Source organism: Sorangium sp. KYC3313, from assembly GCF_052075895.1.
In the GTDB taxonomy this organism is placed as follows: domain Bacteria; phylum Myxococcota_A; class Polyangia; order Polyangiales; family Polyangiaceae; genus Sorangium; species Sorangium cellulosum_B.
Map to the genome: position 1 here is coordinate 7,090,675 of NZ_CP197255.1, position 16,616 is coordinate 7,107,290.

Genomic DNA, 16,616 nt, shown 5'->3' on the forward strand with positions numbered 1-16,616 from the left:
GAGGCTCCTATCCTTGGCCCCGGCTCGTCCGGAGGATGATCTGGTCCGCGGTCCACCTCTCGAGCGGAGGATACCTGTTCGCCCTCGCGAGGCTGGCCACGTCGCGGAGCGTCGCGGGCTCCATCACGTCTGCGAAGGCGGTGTCCCATGCCAGGAAGCGCAGGTCCTTGCCGCGTTCGGTCGTGCCGATCGCCACGATGCGATCGATGATCACCGACCTGTCCGGCGGGACCTCTACGCTCGCCACCCTCTTCGGCGTGCTCTCCAGCCAGAACACGTGGCGCCCCTGCGGCGGCACCGTGACGTGCGCCGCGAGGAGGCTCACCCGGCCGCTGGCCCCCGACTCGAGCAGGGTGACGTAGAGCGGCCTCGCGTGGCTGCTCCGCACCTCGATGCAGAACGCGCTCCTGCGGTCGCGCAGGTCGTAGACGCCGCGCGCGTCGGGCAAGAGCGGGTCGAGGTCCAGGTTGTGCGGATCGATCTCGGGATCGATGAGGATGCCGTGCTCGTCGAGCTCCTTGTCGCTGCAGTCGAGCAGCCCCAGCGTCAGCGTGCCCGCAGGCAGATCCGTGCAGCGCCTCGCCATCTCGACGGGCGCGATGTATCGGCGGTAGTGCTCGAGGATCTTCGGCGCGAGGGTCAGGGCCTTGTCGTCTGGGATCCTGATCAGGACGGGCTCGTCCGGGGTCTCGCCGTCGCCGTGCTGGTCATCGATGACGGCCCACGCGCCGCTCGAGCACCGCTTCAGGATGACCGCCGGCGCCTCTTCGCCTTCGGCGAGGCGCAGGGACGGTGAGGCGGAGATGGCCTTAAGGAGATCCGGAACCGCCGGCTCGACGGCCACGATGAGCGCGGCGCCACGGCCGGGATCTATCACCCGCGCGCGCGCGCCCGGAGGGAGCGCGAACGGCGAGCGGCCTTCCGTCGCCATGGCCTCTGCAGACGAGCGCCTCGCGCGCGTCACTTTCAGCGTTCCTTGCCGCACCGCCAGCTCCTCTTTCGAGCCGGCCTCGAGCGGGAGCAAAGCGGGCTGGCTGCCGTAAACCGCCACGAGGGCGCCCTCCGTCACGCCCGCGAGCTCGCCGGCGGAGAGGTGATAGACAGCGCCGTCGAGGCGGACGCCGAAGCCGGGATCGCCGTCCTCGGGCGGCCCGCCGAACACCTTCCGCGCGAAGCTGCCGAGCAGGCGCGGGTGCTGGCGCCGCTTGCTCTCCACGTTGGCCTCGAGCTGCCGCCAGATGCGGCCCCAGCGCAGCTCCGGCAGCTCGGCGTCGGGGATCGCGGCGAGCTGGGCGACGAGCGCGCGCGTGAAGTATCCGCCCCTGCGCCCGTCGGAGTGCGCGCCCTCCAACGCCGATTCGTCGGCGAGGCAGGCCGCGACGGCCGCGCAGCTCTCCACGGAGGCGGCGAGGCCGTGGACGACGCTGCCGCCGCGCGCGTGCCCGGCGGGCAGCTCCGCGGGCAGGCCGAGCGCCGCCGCCGGGAACCGGCCTGCGACGCGCATCGAGCGCGCCTGATCCCGGTCGCTTCCGCGGGAGAAGCCGTCGCGCGTCGCTCCGGTGGAGTGGCAGCAGTCGAGGATGACCGTCACCCGCCGGGTGCGCTCGGCGATCTTCCGGAGCAGCTCGTTGAGCTGCACGTCGAACAGGAGGTTGCGCGGCGTCCCCTGCTCGTCGAGGCGAGCGTCGACGGGCACGAGGGCCTCCCGCAGGGCGACGCCGCGCGCGCCGGTCGCCTCGATGCTGGTGCCGTGCCCGGAGTAGTGAATGAAGACCCTGTCGTCCGGACCCACGGCGTCGCCGCCGAGCGCGCGCAGCGCGGCGACGATGTTGTGGTGGGTCGCGGGGAGCGCCGCGACGCTCGCGCCGCCCGCTGCGCCTTCGCGAGGCGAGGCGAGGCGACGGATGTCGCTGCGAGCCACGCCGAGCCGATCCACCAGCACGCGCTCGATGTCGTCGATGTCGTTGACGCAGCCGAGGAGCGGCGCCGGGTTGGGGCCGGGGTAAGCGTCGATCCCGATGAGCAACGCGTGGATGCGCCCGACCTTGTCCTCGACGGGCCGCGCAGCCCGGCGCGCCTCGGCGACCGACTCCTGCTCGCGCAGGAGATCGGCGTTCGCCGTGGGCTCCGGAGCCGCGGCGCTGCCGGGCCCGGCGAGGGCCGATCGTGACCTTATCGACTCCAACGATTCGTGAGCTAGCGAGGAAAAATCGGTCACTGCCCCGCGCTCCTGCGCCGGGGCTTCCAGGAATCTCGCGTTGGCCTCGCGCGATTCGAACGCCGAGCGCACAGGAAAGGCGGTCCTCTCGATGGCCGCGCGCGCGTCGGCGAACGCCTTGACCATCCCGGCGACCCTGAGCCGCGCCTCGGCCTCGTGGATCGCGCCGTCGAGCTGGATGATCTGCCGCAGCGCGCGGAGCTCGTCGAAGAGCGTCTCCGAGCCGCCGGCGCCTGGCCGCAGGCGGGGGAGGGCCTCGGCGGCGTCGATCGCGCCCGCCCTCACGTCGTCGACGAGGTTCTGCACGGCGGCCCGCAGCGCCCGCTCCTTGTCGAACCAACCGCGCACGCCCGAGTAGCTCGCGCTCCTGCGGAGGCGGAGGAGGACCCAGGCGCCGTCGGCGAGCTCCTGCCCGTCGTGCAAGGGGTAGGTGAGCGCGGCGGAGGTGCCGACCGCGAGCCGCCCGGGGTCGAGCCGGGTCCCTCGATGGAACAGGACGTACGTCAGCGGGCCGCGCACCTGCTCGGGAGCGAGCGCCACCTCGAGGCCGCCCTGGCCGAGCAGGTGTTCGGTCCCGCCAGGCGACGTCGTGAGGAGCTCGGACACCCCGCCGATGAGCGAGGCCGCCGCCGCGCCGAGCACGAGATGCGGTCCGGCCAGGCTCGCGGTCTCCACCATGCCGGCCACGATCCCGAGGCTGGCCGACGAGGCGCTCTTGAGCAGGCCCGCGAGGGCGGTGTCGCGGCGGAGCGCGAACAGCGAGACGCACAGGGAGATCGGGCCGCCGCGGTAGTTGCGATCGGGCAGCACGGGGCGGTCGAACACGGGCGCCGTCCTCGCGCTGCCGTGCAGCTCGAACGCGCCGAGCGCGGCCTGATAGCGCTCCAGGCCTCCGACGAGGGAGATCTCGAGGGTGCCGGAGGCGGTCCACTTGGAGAACCAACCATCTTCGCGGTTCAAGAACCACGCGACCGCGTCCACGCTGAGATAGTGCTGATTCGGGAGGAGCGGCCCGTCATCGCCGCCTGGCTGGAACGTGTAGCACCGGTACTCTCCCTCGCCCGCCTTCGCCGCCATCACGCCCTCCTCTTGATTGCCCCCGCCGCGCCGATGGGCCGCCGCTGCACCGCGCGCAGTATACGCCGCTCGCCGGCAGCGCATAGCGCCCGCGGAACGCGCTGCTCCGAGGTGCGTCCACCCGGCCGCCGGCGCGGCTCGCGCGCCCGCGCGCAGGCGTCCTGATATACTGGGCCGCTCCCTGCACGCACGTCACGCTGGCGTGAACGAGCACCCAAGCATGCCGCCAACAACAAGCATGGTCCTCCATCTCCGCGCCAGCTGGCAGCCTCCCGGAAGGCACGAATCGGGCTGCTCGCCGTGAGCAAACATCCTCGGGAGCCCGCGGCGTTCAATCAGAGCATCGCCGTCGTTATCGGCATCAAGAGTTATTCTGCCGCGCCCGGCGTGCCGGCGGCTCACAGGCTGACCGATCTCGAGACCGCCGTGCGGGACGCCGAGGCCGTCGCGGAGGCGCTCGAGGCGGATCACGGCTACGAGGTCCGCCTGCTCCTCGAGGACGAGGCGACGAAGAAGGGCATCCTCCGCGCGGTCCTGCGGGCTCGCAGGGAGCTCGGAGAGCCCGCCCGCTTTCTCCTCTACTTCGCCGGTCATGGCGTGGCGCTCAACCAGAAGGACGGGCGTCGCGGCTATCTGGCGCCCTACGGCGCGCGCCGCGACGACGACGGCACGCTGCTCAAAATGGAGACGCTCGAGAAGGCGATCGCCGGGAAAGGGAACTGCCTGATCCGGGCCCGGCATGTGCTGATCATCCTCGATTGCTGCTTCGCCGGCGCGTTCCGCTGGGCGAGCACGCGCGATGTGTCCTCGGTCTCCGTGCTTTACAGGAGCCAGCTCCGCAGGTTCGTCGAGAGTCGCGCCTGGCAGATCCTCTGCTCGACTGCGCACAACCAGGAGGCGCTCGACAGCCTCGGGGGACACGCCATCGGTCGTCGCGACGAGGGGGGCGAGCACTCGCCGTTCGCGAGCGCGCTGCTGCGGGGCCTCGCCGGCGGCGCGGACCGCTCAGGAGACGAGAGGGGCGGCGGGGACGGCGTGATCACCGCCACCGAGCTCTATGTGTACCTGCGCGATGCCGTCGAGCTCGGAACCCTCGCGCACGGGTTCAAGCAGACGCCCGGACTGTGGCCTGGTCCGCTGCACGACCGGGGCGAGAACGTCTTCCTTCTGCGCCCGGAAAAGGATCTGAAGCCGGCGGACGATCCCAGGCTCGACCGGTCGACGAACCCGTACAGGGATCTCAGGCCCTTCGAGCACACGAAGGAGGACGCAGCGCTCTTCTTCGGGCGGGAGCGGGCCGTCGCGGAGCTCATCCTGAGGGTCGAGAGCGCGCCGCTCACGCTGGTCGTCGGGCCCGGAGGCAATGGCAAGAGCAGCCTGGTGCGGGCCGGGCTGCCACCGGCGCTGGAGCGCGCCGAGGGGAGCGCGTGGGTCCTCGTGCCCCCCTTCCGACCGGGCACCGCTCCCCTGGAGAGCCTGGCTGCGGCGCTGTCGGCGGCCCTGCGGGGCGCCCACGGAGAAAGGGTGAGCGCCGCGGATCTGGCGCGCTCCTCGGCCCTCGCCGAGCTGGTGAGCGGCATCCTGGAGGCGCAGCCCGTGAGGGGCGTGCTGCTGGTGATCGACCCGCTCGACGATCTCGAAACCAAGGTGACGGACCGCGAGGTCCGCCGGGCGTTCCTGCAGCTCCTCCGCGAGGCCATGGTGGCTCACGCGGGCGCGCTGCGCGTGGTGGCGACGCTCCGCGCGGACTTCGAGCCCATCCTCGTGCCGCGGGTTGGGGCGGACGCCACGGGATGGGAGGAGATCCCGTCCGAGGTCTGGCAGGCGGCGCGCTTCGTGGTTTCGCCGATGACACACGGAGAGCTGACCGCCGCCATCGAAAGACCAGCTGCCAGGTGCGCCCTCTTCTTCAATCCCTCTCAGTTCGTCGAACGATTGATTCGTGACGTATGGGACAGGCCCGGCGCGCTGCCGCTGCTGTCCTCCATGCTGAGCGAGCTCTACCTGAAGTGCCTCGACGAGCACCTCGCGGATCCCGACAAGGAGCGAGCCCTCCTCGAGACGGCCTACACGGGCGTCGCCCGGGTGCTGAGCTGCCGCGCCGAGGCCGTCTACACGAGCCTGGGAGGTGACGCCGAGCGGCGCACGATGAAGTGGCTGATGCTCCGGATGGTCGAGCCCGACGGCGAATGGCTGCGCAGGAAGGTCCCGCTCCGAGAGCTCGAGTCCGAGCTCCCGGGCGAGGCTCGATCCGTCGCGGCGCTCCGCGTCCTGCTCGAGAGAGACAAGCTCGTCATCGCGGGCAGCGCGCCCCTGCTCGGGCCTTACATCGAGCTGGCCCACGAGGAGCTGGTCACAGGGTGGCCGACGCTCGCCGCGTGGAGAGGCGACAAGGAGGAGAATGAAGCGCTGCGCCTGCACCGGGAGCTCACCGAGGCCGCGCTGCGGTGGGAGAGCACGGGCCGGAACTTGTGGGTGTTGGACGCCCGCCTCGGGCCCGCGCGCCGCATGCGGAAGTCCGAGCCCGGGCGGCTCAGCCGGACGGAAGCGGCGTTTCTGGACGCGAGCGTCCTCCGGCAAAGGCTCTCCTATGCCGGTGTAGCGCTGTTCGCCGTGGCGGGCCTCGGCCTCGGGGCCTCGCTCTGGGACGAGCGGCGCCTGGCGCACTCCGGAAGGCTCGCGTCCGAGGCCCTCGGCCTGCTCGACATTGCGCCCGTCGAGAGCGTCGAGATGGCGATGGAGGCGACACGCGTCGCGGTGACGAAGGACAGCGTGTACGCGCTCCGGCGCGCCGTGATGGGCAGCCGGCTCCGCGCCGTGCTCGATCCTGCCGACGGGCCGCTCTTCGCCGCGACGTTCAGCCCGGATGGGGAACGTATCCTCACGATCGGAGAGGACGCGGTCAGCCTGTGGGATTCATCCACGTACGAGCGCATCCAGCGCTTCACCGTGGAGAAGCGCGGCACGGTCGAGCAGGCGCTGCTCTCGAGCGACCGAGAGAGTCTGCTGCTCCTCCGGCGTGACACGGGAGAGGCTGAGCTCCGGGACGTCACGACCGCGACTCGCCTCGGCGACCGGGCGCCGGCGGTCCAGATCCACCGTGGACCAGGGGGCGAGCTGCGCCTCGTGGCGGTGGAAGGCAGCGGAGACGGCGCCGTCACGCGCGTGCTCGAGCGGCGCGACGGCGCCTGGGCGCCGATCGTGGCCGTGCGAGGGCAGCTCGCGGGCGTGAGCCGCAACGGCGGGTGGCTCGTGGTTGCGCAGCCGGACCTCGTCGCTGCTTCGCTCGATCCCCCGACAGCAGAGCAGGCGCTCACCGCCCCGCCGGAGCACCCGGAGTGCAAGGCCAGGAGCCTGCCCATACGATGGAAGCCCGTGGACCTGAAGGACGAGGTGAACGAGCAATCCGGTTGCTCCCACGTGAGCGTTTCCACCTGGAAGATAGAGCCATTCTACGGCGGTCCGGGCATGCTCACCCGCGTCAGCGTAGAGGCCGGAATGCCCGCCCTCTTCATCGATGAAGCCGACATGACGCCGCAGGCCCTGGTCAATACATGGCCGGGGACGCGCTTGCTGAACCTCGCGGAGGAAGGCGCCGTCGTCCGGCTCGCCGACGAGTCGTGGGTGACCGCGGCGTTGTTTGGCTCGACGGAGGGAAAGCTGCTCACGATCAACCCGGAGCGGGCGCGGCTGTGGAGGAACGACATCCAGAGCAGCTTCAGCGTGGGGCGGGTCGCCACGGATCTCCGCGGGCTCACGGGGAAGCCCAGCGCGCTGGCGTGGAGCGAGGACCAGAGGCTTGCCGCCACGGGGAGCACGGACGGCACGACGGCCGTCTGGGATGTGTTCTCGGGCGCGCGCTCGGCCGTGCTCCGGGGGCACGCCGGCGAGGTCCGGAGCGTCGCGTTCCACCCGCGCGCAGCGACGGTGCTCACCGCGAGCTCCGACGGCGAAGCGCGGCTCTGGCATGTCGATGCGCCCGAGGTGATCCTCACCAGGCAGACGCCGGAGACACCCGGCCCCCGCGCCGAGTTCCAGCGATGTTATGCGCTCGGTGAGGACCGGGCGCTCGTGAGCGTGAACAACGTGCTGGAGCTTCACGATCTCCGGCGGGGCCATCCTCTCGCCATCACCCGTCCCGATGTTCTCGCCGATGCAGCGATGAGCGCAGATGGGAGCACCATCGTCACCATCTCCAGCGAGGAGCTGAGGCTCTGGGACGTAGCGGCGCGCCCGAACAGTCCTCTCTTCCGTCTCTCGCATGACGAGCCCTGGTCTCGGGGTGCTCGTTTTCATCGCGTCTTCCCGGGACCGGACGCTGCGCTTCTCATGCTCGTCATGAAGGCCCCCGCAGAGGAGCTGCTGCAAGAGGCCGTTGTGTGGGACGTGAGGCGCGGCGGGGTGCTCGGGCGTGTTTCCCTGTCTCCAGTCTACGCAGGAGCGGTCGCGGGGGCGTGGAGCGCAGATGGCACCACCGCGGCCACGGCGGCCGGCAGGGAGGTCGTCTTCTTGCACGGGGTGAGCTCCCGCGACGGGGCGACGACCGCGTTGCGCCAAGGACGCGTCCTCCGAGGTCACACGGCGGCGGTCTTCAGCGTCGCGTTCCGCCCCGATGGGGGCCTCGTGGCGACAGGGGACGAGCTGGGGGAAATCCGCGTGTGGTCCGTGGAGACCGGCGCGCCTGTCGCGACGCTCCTCGGCCACGTCGATAGGGTCCATGCGCTCCACTGGGCCGATGATCACCTGCTCGTCAGCGCGAGCGGCGACGGCTCGGTGCGCGTCTGGGACACCGAGGTCAACAGGGAGCTGACGGCGCTGTGGGGGAGCAGCGAGAGCGTGCTCGATGCGCGCCTCTCCGCAGATGGGAAGAGCGTGGTGGCGGCGACGCGAACCAGCGTGCTCCGCTTTCCCCTCGAGGGCGCGGTGAGCATCGATGAGCTTCGCCGCGTCGCGCGCAGCCGGATCCAGGCTGTCACGACGCCAGCGAGCCGTCCGGGAGATCCAGAGATGCCCGCGCCCTGAGAACCAACCCGTTCGTCCACGCGGGGATCCCGAGCGCGAGCAGGCTCCGCTGGATTGCCGCGACCACGGTCCCGTAAGGCGAGCCGTTACCGGCGGCAAGCCGACGGAGCTCCGCCGACGCAGAACGCCCCCGTGGGGTCGTGAAATCGCGTGCAATCCAGCTGACGTGCGGCGCCCTTGACCGTCGAGCCGCGATGCGTTCTCATCCCAACGGACAGGAATGAATGCTGCCATCGGGCGCTTCTACCGATGCGACAGAGGAGGGAGACGATCCATGACGTCGAAGACTGAGACGGCGCGACGAGCGTGCATCGATCGGGTCATCCCGTTCGAGTTCGACAGGGAGGCCCGGGCCATCGCGCTCGCCGAGAACCCGGACAACGCCCCCGAACCCAACGCCGGCACCGCGGAGAAAATGGCGATGGTGAAGCGCAAGCTGTGGCGGCCGGGCCGGAGGCTGCGCGTCCGATTCCTCGACGGATCGTCGTTTCTCCGCGAGAAGGTCGAGCAGTACGTGGCGGAGCTGACGCGGCACGCGAACCTCGACTTCGAATTCGGGAACGACCCGCGAGCCGAGATCCGCATCTCGTTCGCGTTCGATCCAGGTAACTCGTGGTCGGCGATCGGCACGGACTGCCTCGTGGACCGCTACTTCCCGCGGCACCAGCCGACCATGAACTTCGGCTGGTTCGACGAGTCCACCGACGAACAGGAGTTCTCGCGCGTCATCGTGCACGAGTTCGGCCACGCGATAGGCTGCATCCACGAGCACCAGATCCCGGGTGGCATCAAGTGGAACGAGCAGGCAGTGATCGAGTACTTTTCGGGCTCGCCGAACTTCTGGGACGAGCAGACGATCCGTTTCAATATCCTTGACAGGTACTCACAGCGCCAGATCAACGGGACCAAGTTCGATCCCGACTCGATCATGCTCTACGACTTCCCGGCATCCCTGACCACGGACGGCGTGGGCACACATTCGAACACCCGGCTCTCGCGGACGGACATCGATTTCATCCGGCAGATGTATCCGGGGCGCGCGTAAAGCATCTTTCGAGATCGGACTCCGTGTCTACATCCACGACTTCGGTGATGGCGGCCGGGCGGCGACTGCGTTCCCGGAGCTGAAGGGCGGGGGCTTCCTCTGCTCCTCGGCCGGCGGCGCGGCACGAGCCAGTCCACGTCGCCACGTCGCTCGCCGGCTCCGCCGATCGTCACGGAGACCCTGACGACCCGCCCCCTCCGGTCCCGCCCCCTCCGGTCCCGCCCCCCGCGTCGTCCGCCGGACACACCAGCTTTGCGCATGTGGCCGCATCCGCCGACGGCGAGGTCGCCCGCGTGAGCGAGCTGTTGGCGATGGTCGCATGGACGGAGAGCGAGCACTCGGCCCCGACCGGCGCCACGCGCGAGATCACGGCGATGTGTTGTTTCTCGCCATCCGTACCGTCGCGCGTCGCGTAGTCGGCGTCAAACGACTCGGCCTCGCCGCAAGGCGTGCTGATGCGGACGTGGAGCGGACCGGGGGGCTCGATCCCCTCGGGGAGCTCGTGCCGGATATAAACCACCTCGCCCGGAGCGACGCTGATGGTCACAGGCGGATCGGGGCAGGCCACCGTGCTCGGATCGCGCCCCTCGACAGCAGCAGAGCCGAGCAGGCAGAGCCGCGGCTCGTCGGGCTCGGTGTCGCTGCAGCCTGTCGCCATCGAGAGAACCGCTGCGCAGAGCAGAAATTGGGTCTTCATGCTTCCTCCGGCTCAACGCTGTTTGGTGTAGAGATCGAAGAGCGTCACGTCGACTGACGCCGAGGCCCCGAACTGGAACGCGTCTGCCGCGGGCCCGCTCACAGAGGCCTCCCACGCGCGGAGCCCCGGCCGATAGACGCCGAACAGGTTGAGGCTGACGGGCGTGTCCTTGAACCCGAAGCGCATCCAGACGCCGGGCGAGAGCGCGGTCGTCAGCCGCGGGCCGGGCAGGCGGCCCTGCTCCGAGGCGTCGTACTGCAGGAAGGCCGCTGGGTCGAGCACCGAGAAGAACAGCCCGAACGGCGCGGGGAAGCTGCAGTCGGTCCCGAACGCCACGTCGACCCCCACGGGCAGCGTCAACGTCGGCGCGGAGCTGTAAACCTTGCCGCGTTCACGCGTGACGCCATATTGGCCGAACCGGACCTCGCCCCCAGCCGCAAACCCCGGGAACGCCGCGAGCGAAACGACCGTGACGTTGGCGTTGGACTTCGATCGCCACCCACCGACCGGCGCGGCGAGCGAGTCGAGCGTCTCGGCCATGCGCTCGGGATCCTTTTCGGCCACCAGCGTCACCACCAGGCTCATATAGCGGGAGATCTTTGGCATCACGTCGCCGCACGCCCCGCTTTGTTTGTTCTTGGTGGCCGCGTCGTGGCAGATGACCTCGATGTGGAGGCGGAGGCTCCCCACCGCGGAAGCCACGGTCGATCCCCAGTCCTCTGCGAGCACGCCGCTGAGCGTGCTCACGTCCTTGGCAAGCGCGTTGAGCGTCTCTCGGGCCTTGCCCAGAGAGAGGGAGAGCTGGCTGAGCGACGGGCAGCCGGACGCTGTGCACAAGCCGGGATAGAGAACCGGGTCGATCGCCCCTTCGACCGCCCCGATGCTGACGCTTGCGAGCTCGATGGCAGCCTGCGCGACCGCGAGCGCCGCCTGGAGCTGCTTCACGACGGGGCCCTGTTGGAGTGTCCGGGCCTGTTTCTCGACGAGATCCTGCGCGGCGCGGATCACCTCCGGGAGGCTCTTCTCGTCCGCCCCTTTGAGCAGACTGCCGATGTCGATGGGAACGTCGGGGGTCCGCCCGATGGCCCCCATGGAGGCCCGCGCGGCGTCCTCGTAAGCGCTCGCCGCCTGGAGCAGCTTGCGCCACTGGGCCTCGACGACGCGGGCCCCGGTGGCGAACCTGTGCGTCAGGCGCAGCACGGTGGAGAGCCGCTCGATAGGCGCGGAATTACCGAGCGCACGCTTCCAATCACCCTGGTCTTCCCCGCATGCATCCCCGTTTTTTTTGCCGCCGAGCGCCTCGCATCCCGACACCTCGACGCCTTTGCCCACGATGGACCAGCAAGCGGGCGCCGACGCGAACGCGGCCACCAGCAGCGCCTCGGTCTTCTGCGTTCGATCGAGGCTCGCCTCCGCCAGCGCGGCGCTGTCGTTCTTGCCAGCATTAGCCTGCTTGGCCGCCGGATCGTACGTGGGCAGCAGATCGCCGTGCTCGTCGAAGTAATACGGCATCGCCGCGGCGCAGGCGGCGACTTGAAAGCCGTCGACGTGCAGCCTGGGATTAGCGGGAGGGCTCGTGTCGAGGTTCGCCGTGTCGAGCCGCCCGGAGAGCGCGAAGAGGCTCGCCGTGGGGCTCTGTCCAGAGAGCATCTGTTCCACGAACGTCGCGCCGGCGCGCCGGATCTGGAGGACCGAAGCGCACGCGCCGGTGGTATCGTCCGGCGTGCACAAGAAGGGGTTGTTCTTCGGTTGGTTCTGGGGGACGATCCCGCTCCAGAAGGCATAACCGAGCCCGAGCCCTGCCGCAGCGCCGGGCCAGCCCGTCACGTCGGAGGCGACCGCGCCGCGAAGCGCCTCGAAGAGCTTTCCCCCGCCGCCGTATTGCGTGAGATCGTTCGTCTTGCCAGCCAGCGAGCAGAGCGCGGGGAACCAGAACGTCCGCATCTCTCGGTAGACGACCTGGGCTTCTCCCTCGGCGCGCTTCTTGGTGGCGGCGTTCAGCTTCGCGACTATCTGTTTGGCCTGTGTGCGCTCGGCTTCCGCCAGCCCGTTGTTCGGCTCGTCCACGATCTGCTCGAGCACGTTCGGGCTCTGTGGAATTGCAGCGTCGAGCCCGCAGAGGTCTCGCCCGACCCGCTCGAGGAACCAGCCGATACCCTCTCGTTTCGCGCGATCCTCGATGAGCTTCGCCAGCGCGGTGAGCCCCACCGTCGCGAAATTGAGCGCCGCCGTGGTGACCTCGCCTGCGATTCCCGTACTGCCGCCGAGCACCTCCGGCAAGGCCGCCGGCCCGGGAATGCTGGGCGCACTCGCAGGGCTTCCTTTCGGCCTCAACGCATTGAGGTTCGCCAGATGCGTTTCGATATAACGCATCAGGATGCGGGCGTCGGTCCAGTCAGCGAGGACGGCGGCGTTGGCCGCGACTGGGTCTTCGAAGGCGCAGAGGTTGACCCCCACTCCCGCCTGCGGGTCGCAGAAGCTCGAGCAGAGGCCGCCCTTCGTCTTGAGGGCCGCGGTCTGGGTCTGGAACTTGGTGAGCCTCTGCGCCTCTTTGGCGCACTCCGCGAGCTCGGCTTCGCACCTGGGGTTCCCGGGCTTGCAGGCCTTCTTGACCTCCGCGCACTCGGCGGCGTCACTCCGCGCCTCGACTTGAGCGGCGGCGATGTCTTGCGCCGTGGACGAGCACGTCGTCCGTAGCGTCGTCGCGATCCGCATCAGCTCCTTCACGCGCTCGGCGTGCAAGTTGGCATAGGCCTTCTCGCGCTCCTTGCGCTCCTCACGGGCGGTGCGGGCCTTCGCCTTGGAATCGTCGGCGGCGGGCGCTGGCGGCGGCTCCGGCGGATCGGGCGGATCGGGCGGATCGACGGTGGGCGCCGCCGGCGCGTCCGGCGCGGCCGGCGCAGGCGGTGCGGGGGACAGCGGCGCGCCCGTCGATGGGGGCCCCCCGGCGGGTGGTCTGGGCAGCCCCGGGGGGCGCCCCGGCTGCGCCGCGGTCGTCGGGGCGAGCGCGAGCATCAACAGACATGTCAGCGCGATACGCAGGAGCCACGCCGATGGTGGACGCGGCAGATTCGACTCTCGATTGAGCATTGATTTCCCTCGGGCACATCGTGCGCCGCGATTGCTGTCGAACCGTTGCATGGGATCAGGAAGAAAGTGCATAAGATCAGGGGAGCCTTCACGCCGAGCGCAGCGGGCTGACGGCGGCGACAGGCGCCGGTGAGCCAGGTGCGGCAGCGGCGCGCAGGACGTCGTCCGCGAGCGCCGCGGCGGTCCGGCGGTCGAGACGATTCAAGGTGATCTTCCGGAACTGGCGGGGGCTCGCCGAGCGGTTCGGCGAGTCGGGCCGCAGGCCCGCCCACGCCTCGTCGAGCGTCAGCGAGAGCTGGGCTTCGTCCGTGGTGGCGTCCACGAGCAGCATCACGTGGGACGCCGGCACCAGGTTGACGAGGAGCCCGAGCTCGTGCACGCACCCGCGGTTGGCGGCGGTGAAGCCGCGGAGATCCATGAGCACCACCGACGCCTCCCGGATCAGGCGCTCGACGACGGGGCGCCAACCGTTCTCGAAGCACGCGATCTCGCGCGTGCGGAACGACCCGTCGAGGTACTGGTCCGCGCCTTCGCCGAGCACGCGATCGAGGTCGGCCTCGGTCGCGACGAAGCGGGTGCGCAGGCGGCCGGTGAGATAGGCCAGCATGCCGCGCGGGCTCACGGTCGCCGCCGCTACATCGCTGCTCGAGACCCACCGGAGCGCGCACATGTTGCTCAGGATGTCGGCGAGGCGGCTCAAGAGCGCCTCGGCCGTGCGGCCGTTCCCGAAGACACGGAGCAAGAGGATGTTGGGCGCGGTCGTGCTGCGAGAGCTCCTTGCCAGGAAACGAAAGCCCGCGCCCAGGACGGTGAGGAGCAGAACGAACGGTCCGAGGAAGGCCCAGGCGCGCTGGCTCCCGGCGCCGGAGACCAGAGCATTGAACGTTGCTCCGAGAAACGAGAGCTCGATGAACCGCAGCGGCGAAGGGCCGGCGGCGACGCTCTCGTGCAGGTACACCCTGAACCGCAAATAGGCCAAGGCGGCGAGGAAGCCGGCGCCTGCCAGGAGACAGGTCTGGAGCACCACCAGGAGCACCGCCAGCGGCGTCGTGCCAGCGACCAGGCTCGGGCCGCCTACGGCGAGCGACGTGCCGATCGGGACACCGAGGATGGCGGCCTGTGTCCACACGCCGGCCGCGGAGAGCGAGCGAAGGCGCGCCGTGAGCACGGCGGGGAGCAATGCGATGGAGAGCAGGGCCGACGTGACCAGCACCGCCAGCGGCGGTGCTCCGCCTGGCTCGATGTACAGGAGGAGCACGAGGGCGCCGGGGACGACGTACGCGATGGCCGCCGCGAGATACATCGGCAGGAGCCACCGGCTCCGTCGCCGCGGGGTGTCGACCCACCGTTGGATCTCGGCCGCATTCGGCCGCGCTGGACCCCTTCGGCCGGCTGCGAGCTTCTGCGGCGCGGAGGGGATCGTCGCGATCTGATGCCGTACCTCCCGCATCAGAGAGCGGATGCGACGCCGGTACAGCGCGGTGACGAGCAGCTTCGCCGCCACGATCGCCGGGGGAACGAGCAGCGCGAAGCGGAGAGCGAGCGGATCCACGAAGACCTCCTGCGACCAGGGGAAGCGCCGGCGTCTCGCGGCGCGATGGGGGGATCACATGACAGGAATGACAACCAGCTGGACGTTCTTGCTCCGCGCGTAATCGACGATATCCCCGGTCCCGCCGCGCCCGCTCGCAGGGCAGCCGTTCCAGACCGCGATCACGGCGTCGCAATGGTCCACGATCCAGCGCCCCGCGGCCTCGAACGCGATCTCCGACGGGATGGGGAAGGCGAGGGTCGTGACCTCCGTGGCGGCCGTGAGCAGCGCCTCGTAGCCTTGCAGCTCCTCCGGTGAAAACGTCGCGTCGTAGCCCTCGCAGGGGACCACCGCATGCAGGCGCAACCCGGCTTCGAGCGCCGCCTGCGCGAAGATCTGGTCGGCCCCGATGGCGAGCGAGGACAGCGCCTCGTCGCCGGGGCGCGCGCGTTCGCGGAGACGGGCGCTGATCTCGGCATGGACTCCTTTCCGATCGTCCGAGCCGCCGAGGTGGCGATGCCCTGTGATACCGATCCTCATGGTCCCTCAGATCAGGTCCTTCTGCGCCATGCGCCAGTAACGCCGGCCCCACGGCGTCAGCGCGGCGCCGCCGCGGCGGACCGCGGACCAGTACAGGTCCGGCTGGCGCGTGGGGTGCACGAGCCCCGCGTTGCGCAGCGCCTTGAGCTTGTCGAACTTCGCCACGTTCTTCGGGTCTGCCTCGGGCTGCGTGTGCTCGTAGCTCGGATCGAGGGCGATCTCGGCATCGTCGCTTGGAAATAGCTCGATCAGCGAGCGCAATGCGTCGTCGGCGATCAACGGCGTGCACTGCCGGATCACCGAGAAGCCGGAGCTGTACGACTTGTAGAGCGGCCGCTGATCCCAGGCTCCGAGCGCCTGATCGGCATACGCGTAGAGGTCCGCCGCCGTCACCTGGCCACGGAGGTTGGCGCCGCCACCCCTGAGCGCGTCGCAGAGCAAGCCGCTGAACACGCCGCGGCCGAATCGCTCCCTCGCCTTCTCGCTGGGCCGGCTGGCCGCGAGGAGGGTCACTCCCTCGCGCAGCACGCTGAGGGCATCGTTGTAGGGCGAGCCCCCGGCGGTGCCGCTGTGGCAGCAGTCCAGGATGATCAGCACCTCGCTCGCGGTGGACTTGTTGGCCAGGACGATCAGATCGTTCATCGGGAGCCCGGGCTCTTCGGGGGTGCCGTCGGACGTGCAGATGTACCCGCCCGTCTCGCTGACGAGGCCGTGCCCGGCGAAGAAGAACAGGATCGGGTCCTTGAAGCCGGAGAAGAGCTCGCGCCAGAGACGCTGAAGGGCCGCCCGTGTCACCTTGGGCGACCCATCGCCCGCCAGAAGGCGGCAGTCGTAGTTGATGCTCTTGTCGTCGTTGCGCCGGAGGACGTCCGCCATGGCGCGCGCGTCGGCCACGGCCCCGGTGAGCTGCGGGAACTCCGTGTACTCGTCGATCCCTACGATCAGCGCCCGCTTCGACATGATGGCTCCTGTAGCCGCCCTCCGACCGGCGCGCCCCGGCGCGCCGCCTTCCACGCCCTTCGCGTGCAGCTTGGAGATGTCACGGTTCTTCTCGTCCATGGCTCATGTCGAGACCGCCGGCCCACCACGAGGCCATGGCGCGAGCCTACTGCTTTCCTATGCGACATGGAAGGGGTGCGCATCGCCCCGCCGGCCACCAGCAATTCCTTCCCGTTGCACAGGTTCGAGCCGCAGCGGCTCGATTGCGGGAACTTTTCGGCGTCATTGCGCTCGAACAACGACGCCCGCTGCTCGTTGGTGTGGCGCCGACGGGTTCGCTCCGGCATCGACGGGCTCATTCCCTCCCTGCGTGACACGGCCGGCAGGCCGCCTGGTCCCGGGCGCAGCGAAGCGGGAGGCAGATCGCGCAGTTGAGGCTTGACGGTCCCGAGACGTT

General features: G+C 70.0%; 8 protein-coding genes. 2 read left to right on the plus strand and 6 right to left on the minus strand.

The genetic code is table 11. From position 1 onward, the window contains the following. Positions 1–7 precede the first annotated feature (7 nt). Positions 8–3,295, minus strand: coding sequence for a caspase family protein (locus ACSRUE_RS27495; RefSeq protein WP_441286183.1), 3,288 nt, complete (start codon positions 3,293–3,295; stop codon positions 8–10). 300 nt (positions 3,296–3,595) lie between these two features. Here ACSRUE_RS27495 and ACSRUE_RS27500 point away from each other — a divergent pair, with 300 nt between their 5' ends. Continuing rightward, on the plus strand, positions 3,596–8,317 hold the full coding sequence (locus ACSRUE_RS27500) for an nSTAND1 domain-containing NTPase (protein ID WP_441286184.1): 4,722 nt from the start codon (positions 3,596–3,598) through the stop codon (positions 8,315–8,317). Positions 8,318–8,591: 274 nt separating this feature from the next. After that, the gene (locus ACSRUE_RS27505) at positions 8,592–9,362 is read left to right on the plus strand and encodes a M12 family metallopeptidase (protein ID WP_441286185.1); all 771 of its coding nucleotides are present in this window, start codon (positions 8,592–8,594) and stop codon (positions 9,360–9,362) included. A gap of 169 nt (positions 9,363–9,531) precedes the next feature. Here ACSRUE_RS27505 and ACSRUE_RS27510 read toward each other — a convergent pair whose 3' ends face one another. From ACSRUE_RS27510 to ACSRUE_RS27530, 5 genes are all read right to left on the minus strand, one after another. Next, positions 9,532–10,059 (minus strand): hypothetical protein, encoded by a 528-nt coding sequence (locus tag ACSRUE_RS27510; protein ID WP_441286186.1) that lies wholly within the window; start codon positions 10,057–10,059, stop codon positions 9,532–9,534. A 12-nt stretch (positions 10,060–10,071) separates the two neighbouring features. Next, positions 10,072–13,149: a hypothetical protein gene (locus tag ACSRUE_RS27515; protein WP_441286187.1), complete on the minus strand. Its 3,078-nt coding sequence runs from the start codon at positions 13,147–13,149 to the stop codon at positions 10,072–10,074. A gap of 88 nt (positions 13,150–13,237) precedes the next feature. Beyond that, the gene (locus ACSRUE_RS27520) at positions 13,238–14,701 is read right to left on the minus strand and encodes a hypothetical protein (RefSeq protein WP_441286188.1); all 1,464 of its coding nucleotides are present in this window, start codon (positions 14,699–14,701) and stop codon (positions 13,238–13,240) included. 54 nt (positions 14,702–14,755) lie between these two features. Then, entirely contained in the window at positions 14,756–15,220 is a 465-nt protein-coding gene (locus tag ACSRUE_RS27525) for a hypothetical protein (RefSeq protein WP_441286189.1), read from the minus strand. A 6-nt stretch (positions 15,221–15,226) separates the two neighbouring features. Continuing rightward, positions 15,227–16,279: a caspase family protein gene (locus ACSRUE_RS27530; protein ID WP_441286190.1), complete on the minus strand. Its 1,053-nt coding sequence runs from the start codon at positions 16,277–16,279 to the stop codon at positions 15,227–15,229. Positions 16,280–16,616 lie beyond the last annotated feature (337 nt).